The 15,067-nt window shown below is 64.7% G+C and carries 14 protein-coding genes; 12 read left to right on the forward strand and 2 right to left on the reverse strand.

Annotation, left to right across the window (positions count from 1 at the left end; genetic code table 11):
- Positions 1–8 precede the first annotated feature (8 nt).
- The 5 genes from J7E24_RS15840 (at position 9) to J7E24_RS15860 (ending at position 6,934) form a co-directional block, all read left to right on the forward strand.
- Positions 9–3,029: a Tn3 family transposase gene (locus J7E24_RS15840; RefSeq protein WP_215139101.1), complete on the forward strand. Its 3,021-nt coding sequence runs from the start codon at positions 9–11 to the stop codon at positions 3,027–3,029.
- Positions 3,030–3,050: 21 nt separating this feature from the next.
- The gene (locus J7E24_RS15845; RefSeq protein WP_215139102.1) at positions 3,051–4,073 is read left to right on the forward strand and encodes a zincin-like metallopeptidase domain-containing protein; all 1,023 of its coding nucleotides are present in this window, start codon (positions 3,051–3,053) and stop codon (positions 4,071–4,073) included.
- Between the two features lie 116 nt (positions 4,074–4,189).
- Positions 4,190–4,483 (forward strand): hypothetical protein, encoded by a 294-nt coding sequence (locus J7E24_RS15850; RefSeq protein WP_190786163.1) that lies wholly within the window; start codon positions 4,190–4,192, stop codon positions 4,481–4,483.
- A gap of 73 nt (positions 4,484–4,556) precedes the next feature.
- A complete protein-coding gene (locus tag J7E24_RS15855; RefSeq protein ID WP_111480584.1) occupies positions 4,557–5,282 on the forward strand; it encodes a DUF6088 family protein in 726 nt (241 codons plus the stop codon).
- Between the two features lie 182 nt (positions 5,283–5,464).
- Positions 5,465–6,934: a Fic family protein gene (locus J7E24_RS15860; RefSeq protein ID WP_215139103.1), complete on the forward strand. Its 1,470-nt coding sequence runs from the start codon at positions 5,465–5,467 to the stop codon at positions 6,932–6,934.
- Between the two features lie 32 nt (positions 6,935–6,966).
- On the opposite strand, the gene J7E24_RS15865 is transcribed toward J7E24_RS15860, so the two are convergent.
- Both J7E24_RS15865 and J7E24_RS15870 read right to left on the reverse strand, forming a co-directional pair.
- Positions 6,967–7,449: a hypothetical protein gene (locus J7E24_RS15865; protein WP_190786164.1), complete on the reverse strand. Its 483-nt coding sequence runs from the start codon at positions 7,447–7,449 to the stop codon at positions 6,967–6,969.
- Positions 7,449–8,177 carry a ParA family protein gene (locus tag J7E24_RS15870; RefSeq protein ID WP_165822274.1) on the reverse strand — a complete coding sequence of 243 codons (729 nt, stop codon included), beginning with the start codon at positions 8,175–8,177 and terminating at the stop codon, positions 7,449–7,451. The genes J7E24_RS15865 and J7E24_RS15870 overlap by 1 nt, the downstream gene beginning before the upstream one ends.
- A 682-nt stretch (positions 8,178–8,859) precedes the next feature.
- Between J7E24_RS15870 and J7E24_RS15875 the strand changes: the two genes are divergently transcribed.
- From J7E24_RS15875 to J7E24_RS15905, 7 genes are all read left to right on the forward strand, one after another.
- Positions 8,860–9,348: a hypothetical protein gene (locus J7E24_RS15875; protein WP_215139104.1), complete on the forward strand. Its 489-nt coding sequence runs from the start codon at positions 8,860–8,862 to the stop codon at positions 9,346–9,348.
- Between the two features lie 4 nt (positions 9,349–9,352).
- The gene (locus J7E24_RS15880; RefSeq protein WP_215139105.1) at positions 9,353–10,378 is read left to right on the forward strand and encodes a DUF5712 family protein; all 1,026 of its coding nucleotides are present in this window, start codon (positions 9,353–9,355) and stop codon (positions 10,376–10,378) included.
- Between the two features lie 33 nt (positions 10,379–10,411).
- A complete protein-coding gene (locus J7E24_RS15885) occupies positions 10,412–12,556 on the forward strand; it encodes a type IV secretory system conjugative DNA transfer family protein (RefSeq protein ID WP_215139106.1) in 2,145 nt (714 codons plus the stop codon).
- Positions 12,557–12,635: 79 nt separating this feature from the next.
- Positions 12,636–12,890 (forward strand): hypothetical protein, encoded by a 255-nt coding sequence (locus J7E24_RS15890; RefSeq protein WP_215139107.1) that lies wholly within the window; start codon positions 12,636–12,638, stop codon positions 12,888–12,890.
- A 91-nt stretch (positions 12,891–12,981) separates the two neighbouring features.
- Complete coding sequence (locus J7E24_RS15895) at positions 12,982–14,322, forward strand: Fic/DOC family protein (RefSeq protein WP_215139108.1); 1,341 nt, start codon at positions 12,982–12,984, stop codon at positions 14,320–14,322.
- 38 nt (positions 14,323–14,360) lie between these two features.
- A complete protein-coding gene (locus J7E24_RS15900) occupies positions 14,361–14,672 on the forward strand; it encodes a hypothetical protein (protein WP_215139109.1) in 312 nt (103 codons plus the stop codon).
- Positions 14,673–14,710: 38 nt separating this feature from the next.
- A complete protein-coding gene (locus J7E24_RS15905) occupies positions 14,711–14,908 on the forward strand; it encodes a hypothetical protein (protein ID WP_215139110.1) in 198 nt (65 codons plus the stop codon).
- The last annotated feature ends 159 nt before the right edge of the window (positions 14,909–15,067 follow it).

A 15,067-nucleotide genomic window follows, 5' to 3' on the forward strand; every position in this document is an offset into this window, starting at 1 on the left:
CGCCGCGTATGCCCGTCGAATTTCTCAGTGACGAACAAGCCGCCCGGTACAGTCAGTACCACGCCGACCCCAGCCCGGAGCAACTCACCCGGTTTTTCTACCTGAGTGCGGCCGATAAGCAGTTTCTGGCGGCGCGGCGTTTGCCGCACACCCGCCTGGGCTGCGCCGTGCAGCTGGGGACGCTGCGCTTTTTGGGCACCTTTCTGGTGGACCCGCTGCAGGTGCCCCCCGTGGTGGTGCAGACCCTGGCCAGCCAGCTCGGCCTGGCTCCCGAGCAGCTGCGGCCGTATCGGGACCGGTCCAACACCAGCTACGAGCACCAGCCGCTGATTCAGGCGTACCTGCAGTACCACTCGTTTGACGGCCGGCAGGCCTTTCGGCTTACCCGTTGGCTTTATGCCCAGGTGGCCACCAGCACCGTGCGGCCGAGCGTGCTCTTTGATTTGGCGACCGCGCACCTGGTGGCCCAGCGCGTGGTGCTGCCCGGCGTCACGGTGCTGGCCCGCCTGATTGCCCGGGTCCGCGAACGCACGGGCCGTCACCTTTACCGTCAATTGCGCGCCCGCCTGAGCCCGGTGCAGCAAGCGGCCCTCGAAGCGCTGCTGCAGGTGGGGCCGGGGGAGCGCCTCACCCAGCTGGAGGTGCTGCGCACGGGCCCCACCCGGGTGTCGGCCCCCGCGTTGGTGGCTGCCCTGCGCCGCCTGGACCAGATTCGAGCCCTGGGGGTGAGTGAAGTGCCCGTGCAGGATTTGCCCGAAGCCCGGCTGGCGCGCCTGGCCCGGCATGCCCAGTCCGCCTGGGCCCAGACCCTTTTGCGCATGAGCGAGGAGCGCCGCCAAGCCACACTGCTCGTGTTCGCGCAAACGCTCGAACGCACGGCCACCGATGACATCCTGGACCTGTTTGACGGGCTGATGGCCACGCTAGCCCTGAGCGGGGAAACGACCCGCCGTCGCGAGCGCCTGCGCTCGCTCAAGGACTTGGATCAAGCGGCCCTGGTGCTGGAACAAGCGGTGCGCCTGCTCCTCGACGAGGCCGTACCGGACGCCGAACTCCGCCAGCACGTGCTGGACCGTCTCAGCGCAGAAACGCTCCGCCAGGCGGCGGACGCCGTGCAGGAATTGGCTCGTAGCGCGGAGGACCCGTTGGTACAGGCCCTGAGCACGCGCTACGCCACGGTCCGTCGCTTTCTGCCGGCGCTGCTGCGCGGGGTGGTGTTTGAGGGCACGCCCGCGGCCAAGTCCCTGCTCGACGCCTGGCGCTTTTTGCAGGTGCAGGAAGCCGGCGGCCGGGGCTGCCCGAAGTGGACTGCTGCCCCGCGCACGGTCGTGCCGCCCCGGTGGGCGCGGCGGGTATTTCCGGCCAAAGGCCAAGTCCACCCGCCCGCCTACACGCTCTGCGTAGTCGAGCGCCTGCACCAGGCGCTGCGCCGCCGCGACGTATTCGTGCGCCGCAGCGAGCGCTACGGCGACCCGCGGGCCGAATTGCTGCGGGGCGAGGCCTGGGAGCAGGTCCGCGACTCGGTGGCCCGGGCCCTGGAGCGCTCCACCGACCCGCAGGTCGAGTTGGCCCGCTGGCAGCAGCAGCTGGCGGCGGCCTACACCGAAGTCCGCACGAACCTGCCCCGCAACACGGCCCTGCAGGTGCTTGAGCAAGACGGGCAGCCCTACGTAAGCGTCAGCGCGCTGGCGGCTCAAACCGAGTCGGAAGGCCTCCCTGCACTGCGGGCGCAGCTGGCCCAGCGCCTGCCCCAGGTGGAGCTGGCGGCCCTGCTGCTGGAAGTGGACGCCTTCACCGGCTTTGCCCGCGCTTTTACCCACGTCGCCGACGGCCAGACCAAAGCGGCCGATTTGCCCCTGAGTATCTGCGCCGTGCTGCTGGCCCAGGCTTGTAACATTGGCCTGAAGACCGTGGCCCGGGCCGACGTGCCGGCCCTGACGCTGCCGCACCTCTCGTGGGTGCAGCAAAACTACCTGCGGGTAGAAACGCTTACGGCCGCCAACGCCCGGCTGGTCGACGCCCAGGCGCAGCTGCCGCTGGCCCAGGCCTGGGGCGGTGGGGAAGTGGCCTCGGCCGACGGTATGCGCTTCGTCGTGCCCGTGCGGACGATTCACGCCGGCTGGAACCGCAAATACTTTGGCTCGGAACGCGGCGTGACCTACTACAACTTCACCAGCGACCAGTTCACCGGCTTTCACGGCATCGTCATTCCCGGCACCCTGCGCGATTCGCTCTTCATCCTGGCCGGGCTGTTGGAGCAGCAAACGAGCCTCGACCCCCGGGAAATCATGGCCGATACGCACGGCTACAGCGACGTGGTCTTTGGCCTGTTTTCGCTGCTGGGCTACCGCTTCAGTCCCCGGTTAGCCGACCTGCCGGACCAGCGTTTCTGGCGTCTCCAGAAAGAGGACGACTACGGCGAGCTCAACGAGTTGAGCCGCCACGTCATTAGTACCCGGCTCATCGCCGACCACTGGGACGACATGCTGCGGCTGGCCGGCTCGCTCAAACTGGGCAAGGTCAAGGCCACGGCCGTCATGCGCACGCTGCAACGGGCCGGCTCCCTCTCTGGGCTAGGGCGGGCCGTGGCCGAAGTCGGGCGGGTGGAGAAAACGCTCTACCTGCTGGCCTACGTGCAGGACGAGGCCTACCGCCGGCGCATCCTGGTCCAACTCAACCGGGGCGAGGGGCGGCACGCGGTGGCGCGGGCCGTCTTCCACGGCAAGAAAGGCGAATTGCGCCAGCGCTACCGCGAGGGCATGGAAGACCAGTTGGGCGCGCTGGGCCTGGTCCTCAACGCCCTGGTGCTGTGGAATACGCGCTATCTGCAACAAGCCTTGGAACAACACCAGGCCGTGGCCGAACCGCCGGAGCCGGGTGATGTGGCCCGGCTCTCGCCCTTGCTGCACGAACACATCAACATGTTAGGCCGCTACGACTTTACCTTGCCCGAGGGCATTGCCGCCGGGCAACTGCGCCCGCTACGCGACCCGACGAGCTTGGAAGAACAGCTCGCTCAACTGCCTTAACGGGAATTTCTGTTCCTACTCTTGCGCTACCCCATTTACTACAACGTCACGACCCGCACCGACAAGCAAACCGGTGAGGAAGAGAAAACGCCCTTTATCAAGTACTACACCGTCTTTTCCATCGATGACGTGGAAGGCGTGGACATCGTCCTGCCCGAGCAGCCCCGGGACCGCGCCCACGAGCCCCTGGCCGCCGCTGAAGCCCTGGTAGCCAACTGGGCCGGCTGCCCCCGCATCGAGCACGGCGGCGCCCAGGCCTACTACGCCCCCGGTCCCGACTTCGTGAGCGTACCCCGTCCGGAAACCTTCGTTAGCGGCGAAGCCTACTATTCGACCCTGTTTCACGAGCTGACCCACGCCACCGGCCACCCCAGCCGCCTGGACCGCCCCGACCTGGCCGAAGCCCTGCGCCCGAGCGGCCGCGCTAGCTACGCCCGCGAGGAGCTAACGGCCGAGATGGGTGCCGCCTTTCTGTGTGGTCACGCGGGGCTGGACCCCAGCGCGACGCTGGAAAATACCGCCGCCTACCTGCAGTTTTGGCTGGAGCAGCTGCGCGGGGATAAGAAGCTGGTGGTGCAGGCCGCCAGCCGCGCCCAGCGGGCCGCCGAGCTGATTCTCGGCAACGCAACCCCCGACGAAACCGAGCCCGACCCCATGCGCACGCCTCCCGCCGCCGCGGCGGAGGTCGTGGCCAGCGAGGAAGCGCAGCCAGCGCCCCGGGTGGAGGCTGGCGCCTTGTCGCCCCGCCCGGCGCTGCCCACGCTGCCGCCGGTGGTATTGGGGCAGGAAACCCTGCCTTCGCTGACCACGGTCGTCGTTGCCACGCAGCGCATTGAGCTGACCCGCCTGCTGGAACATCCCGCTTTTACCGAGGAGCAGCGCCGCACGGCCACGGGCCGGATTCTGGCCGAAACCGACCCCGCCCGCCTGGGCCGCTGGTTGACCAACATCATGCGGCAGATAACGGAGTGGGAGGAACGCACCTTGGCCGAGGAGGCGAAGCAGAACCCGCACTTCGCTGCCTTCGAGCAGGTGCCGGAGTAGCGCTTGACCTTGACCTTGACCTTGACCTTGTCGCCTCGTCCGGTTCCGGGCGGGGCCGGGGGCGGTGGGGTATCGTCCCGCAGCCCCCGACTTACTGCTTTACTCTCTTGCTGCCTATGCCTTCCCCTCCCCCACTGTCCCCCGATGACGCCACCAGGGCGCCGCGCCGCTTTACCGACTTGCTGCGCCACGGCCGCTTCACCTTCACCGAGCGCGAGCTGATGGAGCACCTGCGCATGACCTACCGCACCATTAAGCAGCGCGAGGCTGACCCCTCTACCCTCACCATTGCCGAGCTGCTGCGCGTGGCCGACCTGCTCGACGAGCCCGTGCACGACATTATCGCCGTGGTGCTGGCCGAAGTGCAAGGGGCCACTCAGCCACCCTCGAAAGGAACACCGGTCGGTTAAACGATGTCAAGTTTTTACATGTAAAAACTTGACATCGTTTCGTACTTCTGCCCCGCCACTTCCCGCGTTACCCATGTCCGAGTCCATTATGCAGCGCGTCCGCCAGCAGGTGCTGGCTTACCCGCCGGGCGAGCTGCTGACCTATGCCGACCTGGTGACAGAGCCGGCGCAGTTCGGTGCCGTCGCCGCGGCCCTGAGCCGGCTGAGCCGGGAAGGACTGCTGGCCCGCTACGCCAAAGGGCAGTACTACCGGCCGCAAACGGGACGCTTTGGCACGCTAAAGCCTTCTGAGGGCGCCGTGATGCGCACGCTGACGGCCCCGGCAGGCAAAGTGGCAGCCTATCCCACCGGCGTCGCGCTCTACAACCAACTGGGCCTAACCACCCAGGTGCCCGCTCAGCTCCAGGTTACCACTCCCAAGCCGCGCCGCACCAGGTCCCCGCGCATGGGGTTCGTGGTGCGCCCGGCCCCGGAGCAGGCCAGCGATGTGCCGCTGCTGCAGTGGCTGGAGGTGCTGCGCGACCTGCGCCGCATTCCTGACGCCCGGCCCGACGAGGTGCTCTCCCGGGTGCAGCGCTTTATCAAAGGCCTCTCCCCTGCCCGGCGCAGCCGCCTCGTGGAACTGGCCCTTGGCCAAGCCCCGCCCCGTGCCCGCGCCGTGCTGGGGGCCGTGCTGGAGCAACAGGCTGACCAAAAAGGCGCCGCCCGGCTGCGGGCCACGCTCAACCCCCTGACCACTTACCGGCTCGGCCTCAGCGCCGCCGCCCTGCCCAACTGCGCCGCATGGAACATCCGATAAATCCTGGCCGGCACTCAAGGGCATAGAAGGGGCCGACGCATGCCGGTGCCTGCAAACAGGCTTAAGAATTGAATACGCCTATGCTATTTTACCGTGCCAAACTGCCGTTAATCGAAAATAAAAGCCGAAATTGTCGCTTTAACAGTAAATAATTAACGCCATCAGCCTGCAGCGGCCTCTTAATGGAAAAAAATGTACAGTGGCCGTTGCTGGTGTTTGGCACGTCCGACCCGGCGCTAAACCGCCGGATTCGGCAGGCGCGCCAGCGGGAGGAGCTACGCGAAGTAGCGCCGCGTATCTACTCGCCGGATTTGACAACGCCCCCGGCCGTGTTAGTGCGCAAGAACTGGCTGCCCATTATCCAGCATCTTTTCCCAGGGGCCATTATCAGCCACCGCTCCCAGCTCGAAGGCCAGCCCACGGGCGATGGGCACTTGTTTCTGACGTACAAATACACGCGCAACGTTGAGTTGCCCGGCCTGACGGTGCACCTGCTCGAAGGGCCCGGGCCCCAGCCCGGCGATGCTCCCTTTGGGGGGGGCGACATCCTTTTCGCATCGGAGGCCCGGGGGCTGCTGGAAAACCTGCAGCCGGCCCGCGTCCGCAAGGGGGGCGTCAGCAAGGCCCTGCCCATCGAGACCGTGGAAGAGCGGCTGGAGATGGTGCTGCGCGTGCGGGGGGAAGCGGGCCTAAATGCCCTGCGCGACCAGGCCCGCGACGTGGCCACGGCCCTGAACTGGCCCGATGAGCTGGCCGCGCTGCAGCGCATTGTGGGCGCGCTGCTCACCACCCACTCGATTAAGGTGCTTTCCTCGCCGGTGGCGCGGGCCCGGGCCCTGGGACTGCCCTTTGATGCCGGCCGGGTGGCCTTGTTTACCACGCTCGCGGGGGCGCTGCGCACCACGGCCCTGCCGGAGCGCGTGGACCCGGCCCCCGTGGCCCCGGCGTATTACACGGTGGCGTTCTTCGAGGCATACTTCTCCAATTTCATCGAGGGCACGGTCTTCCAGGTCGACGAGGCGCACCGGATGGTGGAAACGGGCCAGGCGGTGGGCGGACGGCACGCTGATTCGCACGATGTGCTGAGCACGTATCAACTCTGCATCAACCCGGCCGAGATGCGCGTCGTGCCCCGCTCGGCGGAAGAGCTGCTGGCCCTGCTGCAGCGGCGCCACGGCCAGCTGATGCGGGCGCGGCCCGACAAGCGGCCCGGCCAGTGGAAAGAATACGCCAACCAGGCCGGCCTGACCAACTTCGTGGAGCCCGAGCTGGTGCGCGGCACTCTGCACGAAGGCTTTGCCCTGTGCCAGGGCCTGACGGACCCGCTGGCCCGGGCCATGTTCATGATGTTTTTAATCAGCGAGGTGCACCCCTTCGACGACGGCAACGGCCGCCTGGCCCGCCTGATGATGAACGCCGAGCTGGTCAGCGCCGGCCAGTGCCGGATTATCGTCACCACCCGGGCCCGGGAAGCCTACCTGGATGCGCTGCGCCGCCTGAGCCGGCAATCGGACCCGAGCCTGTACATCCGCATGCTAAGCGGTGCCCAGCAGTTTGTGGCCGCCCTGCGGGTAGGCACCTACGAAGAGGTAAAGCAGCAACTCGAAGCCCAGGACGCCTTTACTGAAGTGAACTCGCAGCTGCGCTGGTAGCGGGCCGCTTGCCGGTGCGCTCCCCCCCTCCCCTACCTGCCTTTGGCGGGCGGGCCGTGCTGCAAGTAATAGTTGACCGCCTCGTCGACCAGCTCTTTCAGGTACACCCGCCGGCTGTGGTGCATCAGCTCCTCGTGGATGTAAGCCAGGGCCGCCCGCTGGGTTTCTCCTTCCAAGCGAATCAGAGATGGCTGCAGCCCCGAGGAACTGCCTTCTACGGGAGCGGGGGCTTGCACTTTCGGGGGCCGGCCCCTCCCCTTCTTGGGCGCAGCGGCTACCGCGGCCGGCTGCGGTCTGGCGGGTGGCGCAGGCGCTAACACCGGTGCTGCAGCAGCTTCTGGAGCGGCTGCTACTGGCGGAGCAACTACCGTTGCTGGTTCCGGGGCCGCTACGGGCACCGGGGCGGCGGCCGCGGGCTCAGGCGCAGTTGGGGCGGCCGGCATGTGGCCGGGCTGCCCGCGCAGCATGGACATCTTTTCGTCCGTGGAGATTTTCAGGCGTTGAATCTTGGCCATTACGATATGAGTTCAGAGGTGAGTTGGGCGCGGGCAATCAGCTCATCGCACAGGGCGCGCACTTCGGCTTCCACGGAGGCATCGGCCCCCACCGCCCGCCGGTAGGCCGGGTTGAGGTAGCTGTAGCGGGTCGAGAGACGCTTGTAGCAGCCGAGCTGGCGCAGCGAAGCCTGCAGGCGCGGCAGGCCCAGCGCGTCGGTGAACTCGTCCATGTCCTTTTCCTCTTTCAGGTTGGTGCGGTGCGAGTGCACGCCGAAGAACTGGAAGTCCAGCCCCTGCTCCCGCGAAAGCCGGGAAATCTCCTGCAGCAGCTGCATAAAGGAAATCGTGGCCAGGCGCTCGGCATCGGAGGCCCCCACGGGCACGAGCACCACGTTGGCGCCGCTGAGCACGTCAATCATGGCCGTATCGTCCGAGCGGCCGGGCACGTCAATGAACACCACGTCGTAGTCGTCGCTAACTTCGTCGAGCCGGTCGTACACTTGGCCCATACCGACCGATTCCAGCGCGTAGGGAAAGGCCGGCTCGGCGAGCGTGCCGGCTTCGCGCTCCAGGTCCACGCTGGGCTGGTCGTTGGTGAGGCGCACCCCGGCCAGGGTTTGCTGGGAATCGGCATCGACCACGAGCACGCGGTAGCCATAGTCGGCCGAGAGGGCACCGGCCAGCACGGTGATGAGGGTACTCTTACCAATGCCGCCCTTCTGGTTGGCAACGCAGATGATTTTCATAAAGCAGGGAACTAACGGGTAAAGCCACGACGGGCGCAAGCAGCTTGCAAATAAAGCAGCTTGTTTCTCAATTTTCAAAGCTACTCGGAAACTTGTTTTTTTATTTCCTAGAAAATAAGCTTTCAAACTTACTTGTAAACAAGTCATTTTGTTTTCAAGATTACTTATTTCTGATTTTCTGAGAAATATCATTTACAATTTTCTCAGTAAACATTTAACAAAAGCTCTCAAGAAACTTATTTCTTAAAATACTAAGAAACAAAGCGTCATACGGGGCGTACTGTCGGGAGGATGCTAGGTTTTTAACCTTCCTGTTTTACTTGTTTCTCAGGAAATAAAAAATGGTTCACACTCCCATTGAATTGCCTTCTGAACGCATGGGGATGCGTTTTGCTGGTCAGCAGTCTTTCATAAGGGAAGCAAAACCACATTCAAAAACACTTTTCCGATTACGATTTGCCCAGGCAGCTTACCGGGGATGGGAAAAGCCAGGCCTGGTATCACTTACGGCTCACCGGGCACGCGCTCAACATGCCCCTAATAGGGTAGTTAGCAAGAAGACTACCAATTGCCCGCGCTAACGCGCTGGCTAAATGGTAGTTGGATGTCAACAGCGTTGATATTGCTTAACCTAACCCGGTAACAGATTGACATAGAGTAAGTAAGAGTTAAAACCCGCATTATGCCGGACCAGAAACAGAAAATAGGCCCTCAGCCCACGAATGGCTCAGCCGTCAAGCACCTCACAGTTAGCGGGCCGGCGCACCGGCTGGTGGGCGCAGAGGCCGCCCGGCTGGGGCTGACCCGCACGGAGTACGCCGACGCGGCCATCCGCTACTTCGCCGAGCGGAGCCTGAACCCGGTGGAAGCCCAGGCCCGGGAAGGCCAGCTTATCATGGCCGAGGTGAAGCGGCTGGGAGACCGGGTGTTCTCGTACCTACAGGAGCAGGAGCGGGGCGTACTGCTGGAAATGCTGCGCTTTCAGCTTCAGCAGCAGGCCGTGCAGCAGCAAACGCTGCGGGTGGTAGAGAATTTATTGGCTCCGGAAGGCGGGGAGGCGCTGCACAAAATCCAGCAGAAAAACCAGGAGCGTATTGCCGAAGCAACGGCGGCCGGGCTGGCAGCTCTGGATATAAAGGCGCTAAATAAACCGCGCAAAAACGGTAATTGACGCGATGCACGCCAAGCTGATTAACCCAAAAGCCCACGGCAAAAAGGCCTATAATAATCAGGGTAGCGCCGCGCAGACCCTGAATTACCTGACCCAAGAGGCCCGAAAGAACGGCCTGGAGGCTCGCTTTTTTGACGGGCAGCAGGACGCGCTGGACCGGGATTCTGTGCTGGCAGCCCTGGACAACAACGTGAAAGGGCTGCGGGCTAATGAGGCCAAGTTCTACTCCCTGGTGCTGAGCCCCAGTCCGGAGGAGCTGGCCCACGTCGGGGGCGGCGAGGAAGAGAAGCTGCGCACGTTTACCCGGGAGGTAATGGCCGCCTATGCAGCGGGGTTTCGCCTCAAAGACGGAGGGGCTGTGGGGAAGGATGAGCTGGTGTGGGGCGCCATCATTCACCAGGAGCGCACCCACCGGGGCACCGACGCGGCCGTGAAAGAAGGGGAGGCCCAGGCCGGGCAGCCTCGGCCCGGCTTGCAGGCCCACATCCACGTGGTCGTATCGGCCCGGGACCGAAGCCAGCGCGTCACGCTCAACCCCGGCGGGCGCGTGAGCCGGTTCAGTTTGCGCGACTGGCAGGAGGAGGCCCGGCTCGTATTTGAGCGGCAGTTTCAGTACCAGGGCCCTGCGCCTAAACGAAAGGACGCCCCCGCCATTTCAGCACCGAACCCCAAGCGCAACGCGCGGATTGCCGAACGGGTCGGGCAGCTGAACCGGCAGGCCGCGCCCAGCCAGCGCCTGGATGCCGAGCGGGTGCAGCGCATTGCGCAGGGGCGGGGCTATGACCGCATTTTCTACGACCGGCTGCGACGGGTGGAAGACCGTGCCCGGCAGGGGCGGCCCCTCGACAATGCCAATCACTTGCTGGCCACGGGCCGCGAGGAACCCGCCCGACCCAATACCGGGCACCGGGTACGCCAGGCCCTGCACAGCCTGCAGCAGACCCTGCGAGCTACCAGCGGGCCGGAGCACGTCGCCACCCAGGACATTGGGGAGCAGCGCCGGCGCGGGCAGTGGGAGGCCGAATTGTAATACCAAGTACTGCACGCTTAAAATAACCCGACTATGAGCATGATGAGTGCCCCCCGGCAGCCGAGCAGCCACCGCCTGACTGGCCTGTACATCGCCCTGGGATTCCTGCTGGCGTTGCTGGCCGGCGGTGAGTATTACCTACTTTCTCACCCCTCCTTCCTGGCCGGGGCCGTAACCCCTGCTGCCCCGAATGCAGGCTTGGGGGCTTCCGTTACCACCCGCCTGCTGCTGGGCACGGCCACGTTTTACCAGCGCTTTGGCTTACTCATTCGCGCGGGGATTCTGGTAGCAGGGGGCCTGCTGGCCGTGCTGCTCAAAGCCCCGCCCGCGCGGCCCGGGCAGCGGCGCTGGCAGCCCACGCAGCTGCAGCTGCGGCGCGTACAGCTGGGCGCCGCCGGGGTGGGCCTACTCACCGGGGCGCTGCTGCTGGCCATGGCCACGTTTTCAGCCGGTGTGGTAGCCTGGCTATACCCCACCGCGGCCCTGCTGGCGTTGGGCGCGGGCTTGGCTGCCGGCATTGCGCGGGCCCTGCACAAGACCGAGCGGTTCGGGCTGCGCACCGAGCGCCGGCAGCAGCTCACCGAGTACGGGTTTAGTCTGGCCACGACGGACGGGGGCTGGATTAACATTCCCAACCCGTTTCGGGGCACGCTGGTGCTGGGCGGGGCGGGAGCGGGCAAGTCGTATTCGATTGGCGAGCCCCTGATTGAGCAGTTCACTGAGAAGGGGTTTGCGGGCCTTATCTATGACTTTAAGTTTCCGGTGCTGGCCGAAGCCGCGCAGAAGGCCTTTGTGCTGGCTGATGCCAAAGCCCGGGCGGCGGGGGAGGAGCCAGCTCATGTGCAGCTGCACATCATCAACTTTAAAGACCTGGAACGCAGCGAGCGGGTGAACCCGCTGCGGGCCGACAAGATGCCGGTGGTGGCCTACGCCAACGAGTACGCCCGCGCCATCATGGCCAACCTGAACCCGGAGAGCATCAAAAAGATGGACTTCTTCGACACCAGCGCCAACGCCTTTCTGACGGCCATCATCTGGTTTTACAAGAAGAACTTCCCCGCCTTCTGCACCCTGCCCCACGTGGTGAACACGGCCCTGCACCCGGACTTTACCCACGTGCTGAGCATGCTCGACACCGACCCCGAGTGCGGTGATATGGTGCGAAGTATCACGACGGCTGTCAAGCAGCGGGCCGAGAAGCAGGTGGCCGGCGTAATTGCCTCGCTGCAGATTGTGCTCACGCGCATCAACTCCCCGGAAATAGCCTGGGTGCTCACGCCCGACGAGGCGAGAGGGGAGGGGTTCAGCCTGGATTTAAATGATAAGCAAGCGCCCAAGGTCTTGGTGGTGGGCAACGACCCCACGCTGAAGGAAACCTTCTCCCCGGTTATCAGCTGCATCGTGGCCGTGGCCCTGAAGCTGATGAACCAGCAACACAAGCACCCGAGCTACGTGTTTCTCGACGAGGCCGCCACCATCTACGTGCCGAACCTGGAGGTGATACCAGCCACGGCCCGCAGCAACAAGGTGGCCATGATTTACATGACCCAGGATTTGAGCCAGATGATTGACGCCTACGGCCGCGACAAGATGCAGGTGATGGTCAGCAACCTCAACAACCAGTTTTTCGGCAAGGTCAACTCCCTGGAAACGGCCAAGTTCGTCTCGGAGCTGGTGGGCAAAGAGGACCGGGAGATGGTGTCGGCCAGTTTGGGCCGCAGCCAGAGCGGCGGCAGCCGGGGCGCCGGCAGCAGCACCAACCAGAGCGTGAGCTGGCAGGAGCGCAACCTGGTGCGCCTGCAGGATACCATTACCCTCGAAACCGGCGAGTTCATCGGCCAGACCGTGGAAACCGAGCAGCCCTTTTTCCAGGGCAAGGTGGAGCGCCAGGCGGCGCCCGGCACGTACCCGCTGCACCCGCTGGCCACCTTTGAGAGTGGTCCGGCCCCAGTGCTGGCCGAGGCACCGGCAGGGGAGGGGCGGGAGCAGGATTGGCTGAGCCAGCGACGGGCCGCCCGGCAGGCGGGGAGTCAGTCCCCCGCGGAGCCGGTCAGTGCGCTGCAGGCGGTTATTCAGGCCAACTTTGAGCTGATTCGGGAGGATGTGGCCAGCATTGTCGGGCAGTACGCCAACACCCTCAAGCCCGGTCAGATGCCGGACAATGAACCCATGCTATAAAGGGTGTTTGGGGCACCTTAGCCGCCGGAATGGTGTTTTATAAATGCCCGTCGTTTATCCCTTTTACGTAGTTTGCATGATGGAAACGCCTGCTTATCCTACCCCCCAGTTTGGCCCCCGCGAGCAAACCCGCGAGCAGCGGCAGTTCATCATCAGTCAGTCGGTGGGCATCACCCGCAGCCAGGGCCCGTACGAAGTACCGGACTGGCAGGCCAAGCTGCACGAACAGTACGTGGAGGGACTGGTCGACCTGGATTACGTGGGGGCCCGCCACGACGAGTACCGCGCCCAGCTCATTGCCAGCCAGCAGCCAGCTCCGGCGGTAGCCAAGTAGTTCGCTTTCGTGACACCCCAGCCCGGCTACCCGTGCCGCGCTGTTTTGCTCCGGCGTTTTTCGGTGACGAATCGCCGGGTACGCTAGGCCCATGACCGACCGCTTCACCAACCCCGACACCGGCGTTTTCTATAACCAGCTCGGCCTTACCGATGCCGAGGAGCTGGACCGGGAAACCAAGCGCCTGTCCCTGCGCCGGCTCACGGAACTGGCGGCGGGCCGCGGCCCGCAGGGTGAGCGCTTCGACGCCGCGCGGCTGCGGGCTACCCACCAGTACCTGTTTCAGGACGCATTTGAGTGGGCCGGCCAGACCCGCCGCGAAGGCAGTTTCCAGGGCGTCAAAGCCGCTGACCTGCCCGGTATCGAGCGGCCCATGCACTTCGCGTCCTACGAGCGCATTGACGAGCGCCTGAACGCGCTGGGCGAGCAGCTCAAGCTTGAGAATAACCTCAAGGGCCTTCCTACGCCCGAAGCCTTTGCCGAGCGGGCGGCCTACTACTTCGACCACTACAACCACGTGCACGCTTTCCGGGAAGGCAACGGCCGCACCCTGCAGGCCGCGTTCAGCGAGCTGGCCCAACAGGCGGGCTACCGGATGGACTTTGAACGGGAGCACGAAAAGCTAAATCCCGCCCGCGACCAGGGCATCGTGAGCCTGCACGGCGCGCCGCACAAAAAGCGGGACCTGCAGGCCCTGCGGGACTTATTTGCCCGCAACACCACGGCCCTGCCCGGAGCAGCAGCCGAAGCAGCCCGGCACCCCAGCCAGGCGCGTCCCCTGACGGATGGACCCACGCCCACCGTGCGGCAGATAGAGCAGCTACGAGACCTGGTTGCGGCAGCCCCGGCCATGCAGCAATTGGTAGCCGGCGTGGACTACCGGCGCACGCAACGAGCGGACGCGCTGCTTGCGCAAGTACTCGACATCGACCGCAACCCTCAGCAGGGCCTGCCTAAGCATGGTGCGGGCCTCCAGCAGCTGGTGCAGGAGGTGATGCAGGACAAACGCTTCCAGGACCCTGTTTCTCAGCGAGAGGCCGCCCGGTTTGGGGCCGCACTGGCCGTTCTGCAACCACCCGCACACGCGCGAGCCGTCGATGTAGTGCCGGCTGTAACGCCTCCCCCGTCCCACCCTTCTGCAACAACTGCGTTTGTGCAGGCGGCTAGGCAGCTGGTCGAAGGTTTAGAGGAGCAGGGCTACCCGGGCCCGGCGGATTCCTTGTCGCGGGCAGCAAAAGCCGTGGAGAAATCTGCTTACCTGGGCGGCGCGAACCTGCAGGCAGTCACGGAGGCCTTGTCGAGGGCCGAGAAGATACCGGCATTGGCCGACGATGCCGCCGCCCTGCGGGGGGCTGGGCGCAGTTTGCAGGAAGCGCAGCGCAACCTCGCGCCATCAAACCCGGCCCAGGAAAAGGAAGGCGTAGAACGGTAAGCACCCGGCATCTGCGCACGTAACGCCAAACCAGACCCATGAATTTATACATAGAAGCCGAGTACGAAGCGGCCAGCTGGGAGCTGGAGCAATTGCTGGACCAGTGGCCCCGGAACGCGGAGCGCACGCTCACGCTGCTGGCAGCAATCGAAGAATTCTTTCGGCAGGGCGCTTGCCACTGGCCCGCGCCAGTGCCCCCGCGCCTACCCGAAGGGCCAATTGAAGCAGCGCGTCGGGCCAGGGCATGGGCCCACCGCGAAAATCCCGCGCTGGCCCGGCAGTACCTTTTCAACGTAACCCAGGCCAAAGCGGCCTTAGCCGCCCGGGAAAACCAGGCGAAGAATGAGTGAGGCTCAATTGACCGCCGCTAACTGCTACCTTGCGACCCATGAAGGGCGATGAATTAGAATTCCTGCAGGAGCAGCTGGAGGCGACTGAGTTGCTGCCCTGTGCCACCTGCCGGCAGGAAACGCTACATGTCCACGTGGAGGTGCTGGAGCGCTATGCGCACGCCACGGAGCTGTTGATGGAATGCACCGCCTGTGGAACTCGCCGTACCTGGATGCAACTCGAAACGCCTAATTAGCAATCAGGCCGGCAGCAACGCCTGTCGCCCCATTCCACTCTTAACACCCGTGCTTTTTCAGATGGTACCCGGATAGTGTTAACCCCACTTCCAGCAAAGTCACTGTAAGTGTTGGGTTATTGTCCCAGTTACTATCTGGTCAATATTTCAATGAGCTGA

It is taken from the genome of Hymenobacter sp. ISL-91 (assembly GCF_018613725.1).
GTDB lineage: Bacteria > Bacteroidota > Bacteroidia > Cytophagales > Hymenobacteraceae > Hymenobacter.

Coding starts and splice junctions, on each gene's coding strand:
- J7E24_RS15840 (WP_215139101.1), top strand. CDS start 9: ATGCCCGTCGAATTTCTCAGTGACGAACAAGCCGCCCGGTACAGTCAG.
- J7E24_RS15850 (WP_190786163.1), top strand. CDS start 4,190: ATGCCTTCCCCTCCCCCACTGTCCCCCGATGACGCCACCAGGGCGCCG.
- J7E24_RS15855 (WP_111480584.1), top strand. CDS start 4,557: ATGTCCGAGTCCATTATGCAGCGCGTCCGCCAGCAGGTGCTGGCTTAC.
- J7E24_RS15860 (WP_215139103.1), top strand. CDS start 5,465: ATGGAAAAAAATGTACAGTGGCCGTTGCTGGTGTTTGGCACGTCCGAC.
- J7E24_RS15865 (WP_190786164.1), bottom strand. CDS start 7,449: ATGGCCAAGATTCAACGCCTGAAAATCTCCACGGACGAAAAGATGTCC.
- J7E24_RS15870 (WP_165822274.1), bottom strand. CDS start 8,177: ATGAAAATCATCTGCGTTGCCAACCAGAAGGGCGGCATTGGTAAGAGT.
- J7E24_RS15875 (WP_215139104.1), top strand. CDS start 8,860: ATGCCGGACCAGAAACAGAAAATAGGCCCTCAGCCCACGAATGGCTCA.
- J7E24_RS15880 (WP_215139105.1), top strand. CDS start 9,353: ATGCACGCCAAGCTGATTAACCCAAAAGCCCACGGCAAAAAGGCCTAT.
- J7E24_RS15885 (WP_215139106.1), top strand. CDS start 10,412: ATGAGCATGATGAGTGCCCCCCGGCAGCCGAGCAGCCACCGCCTGACT.
- J7E24_RS15890 (WP_215139107.1), top strand. CDS start 12,636: ATGGAAACGCCTGCTTATCCTACCCCCCAGTTTGGCCCCCGCGAGCAA.
- J7E24_RS15895 (WP_215139108.1), top strand. CDS start 12,982: ATGACCGACCGCTTCACCAACCCCGACACCGGCGTTTTCTATAACCAG.
- J7E24_RS15900 (WP_215139109.1), top strand. CDS start 14,361: ATGAATTTATACATAGAAGCCGAGTACGAAGCGGCCAGCTGGGAGCTG.
- J7E24_RS15905 (WP_215139110.1), top strand. CDS start 14,711: ATGAAGGGCGATGAATTAGAATTCCTGCAGGAGCAGCTGGAGGCGACT.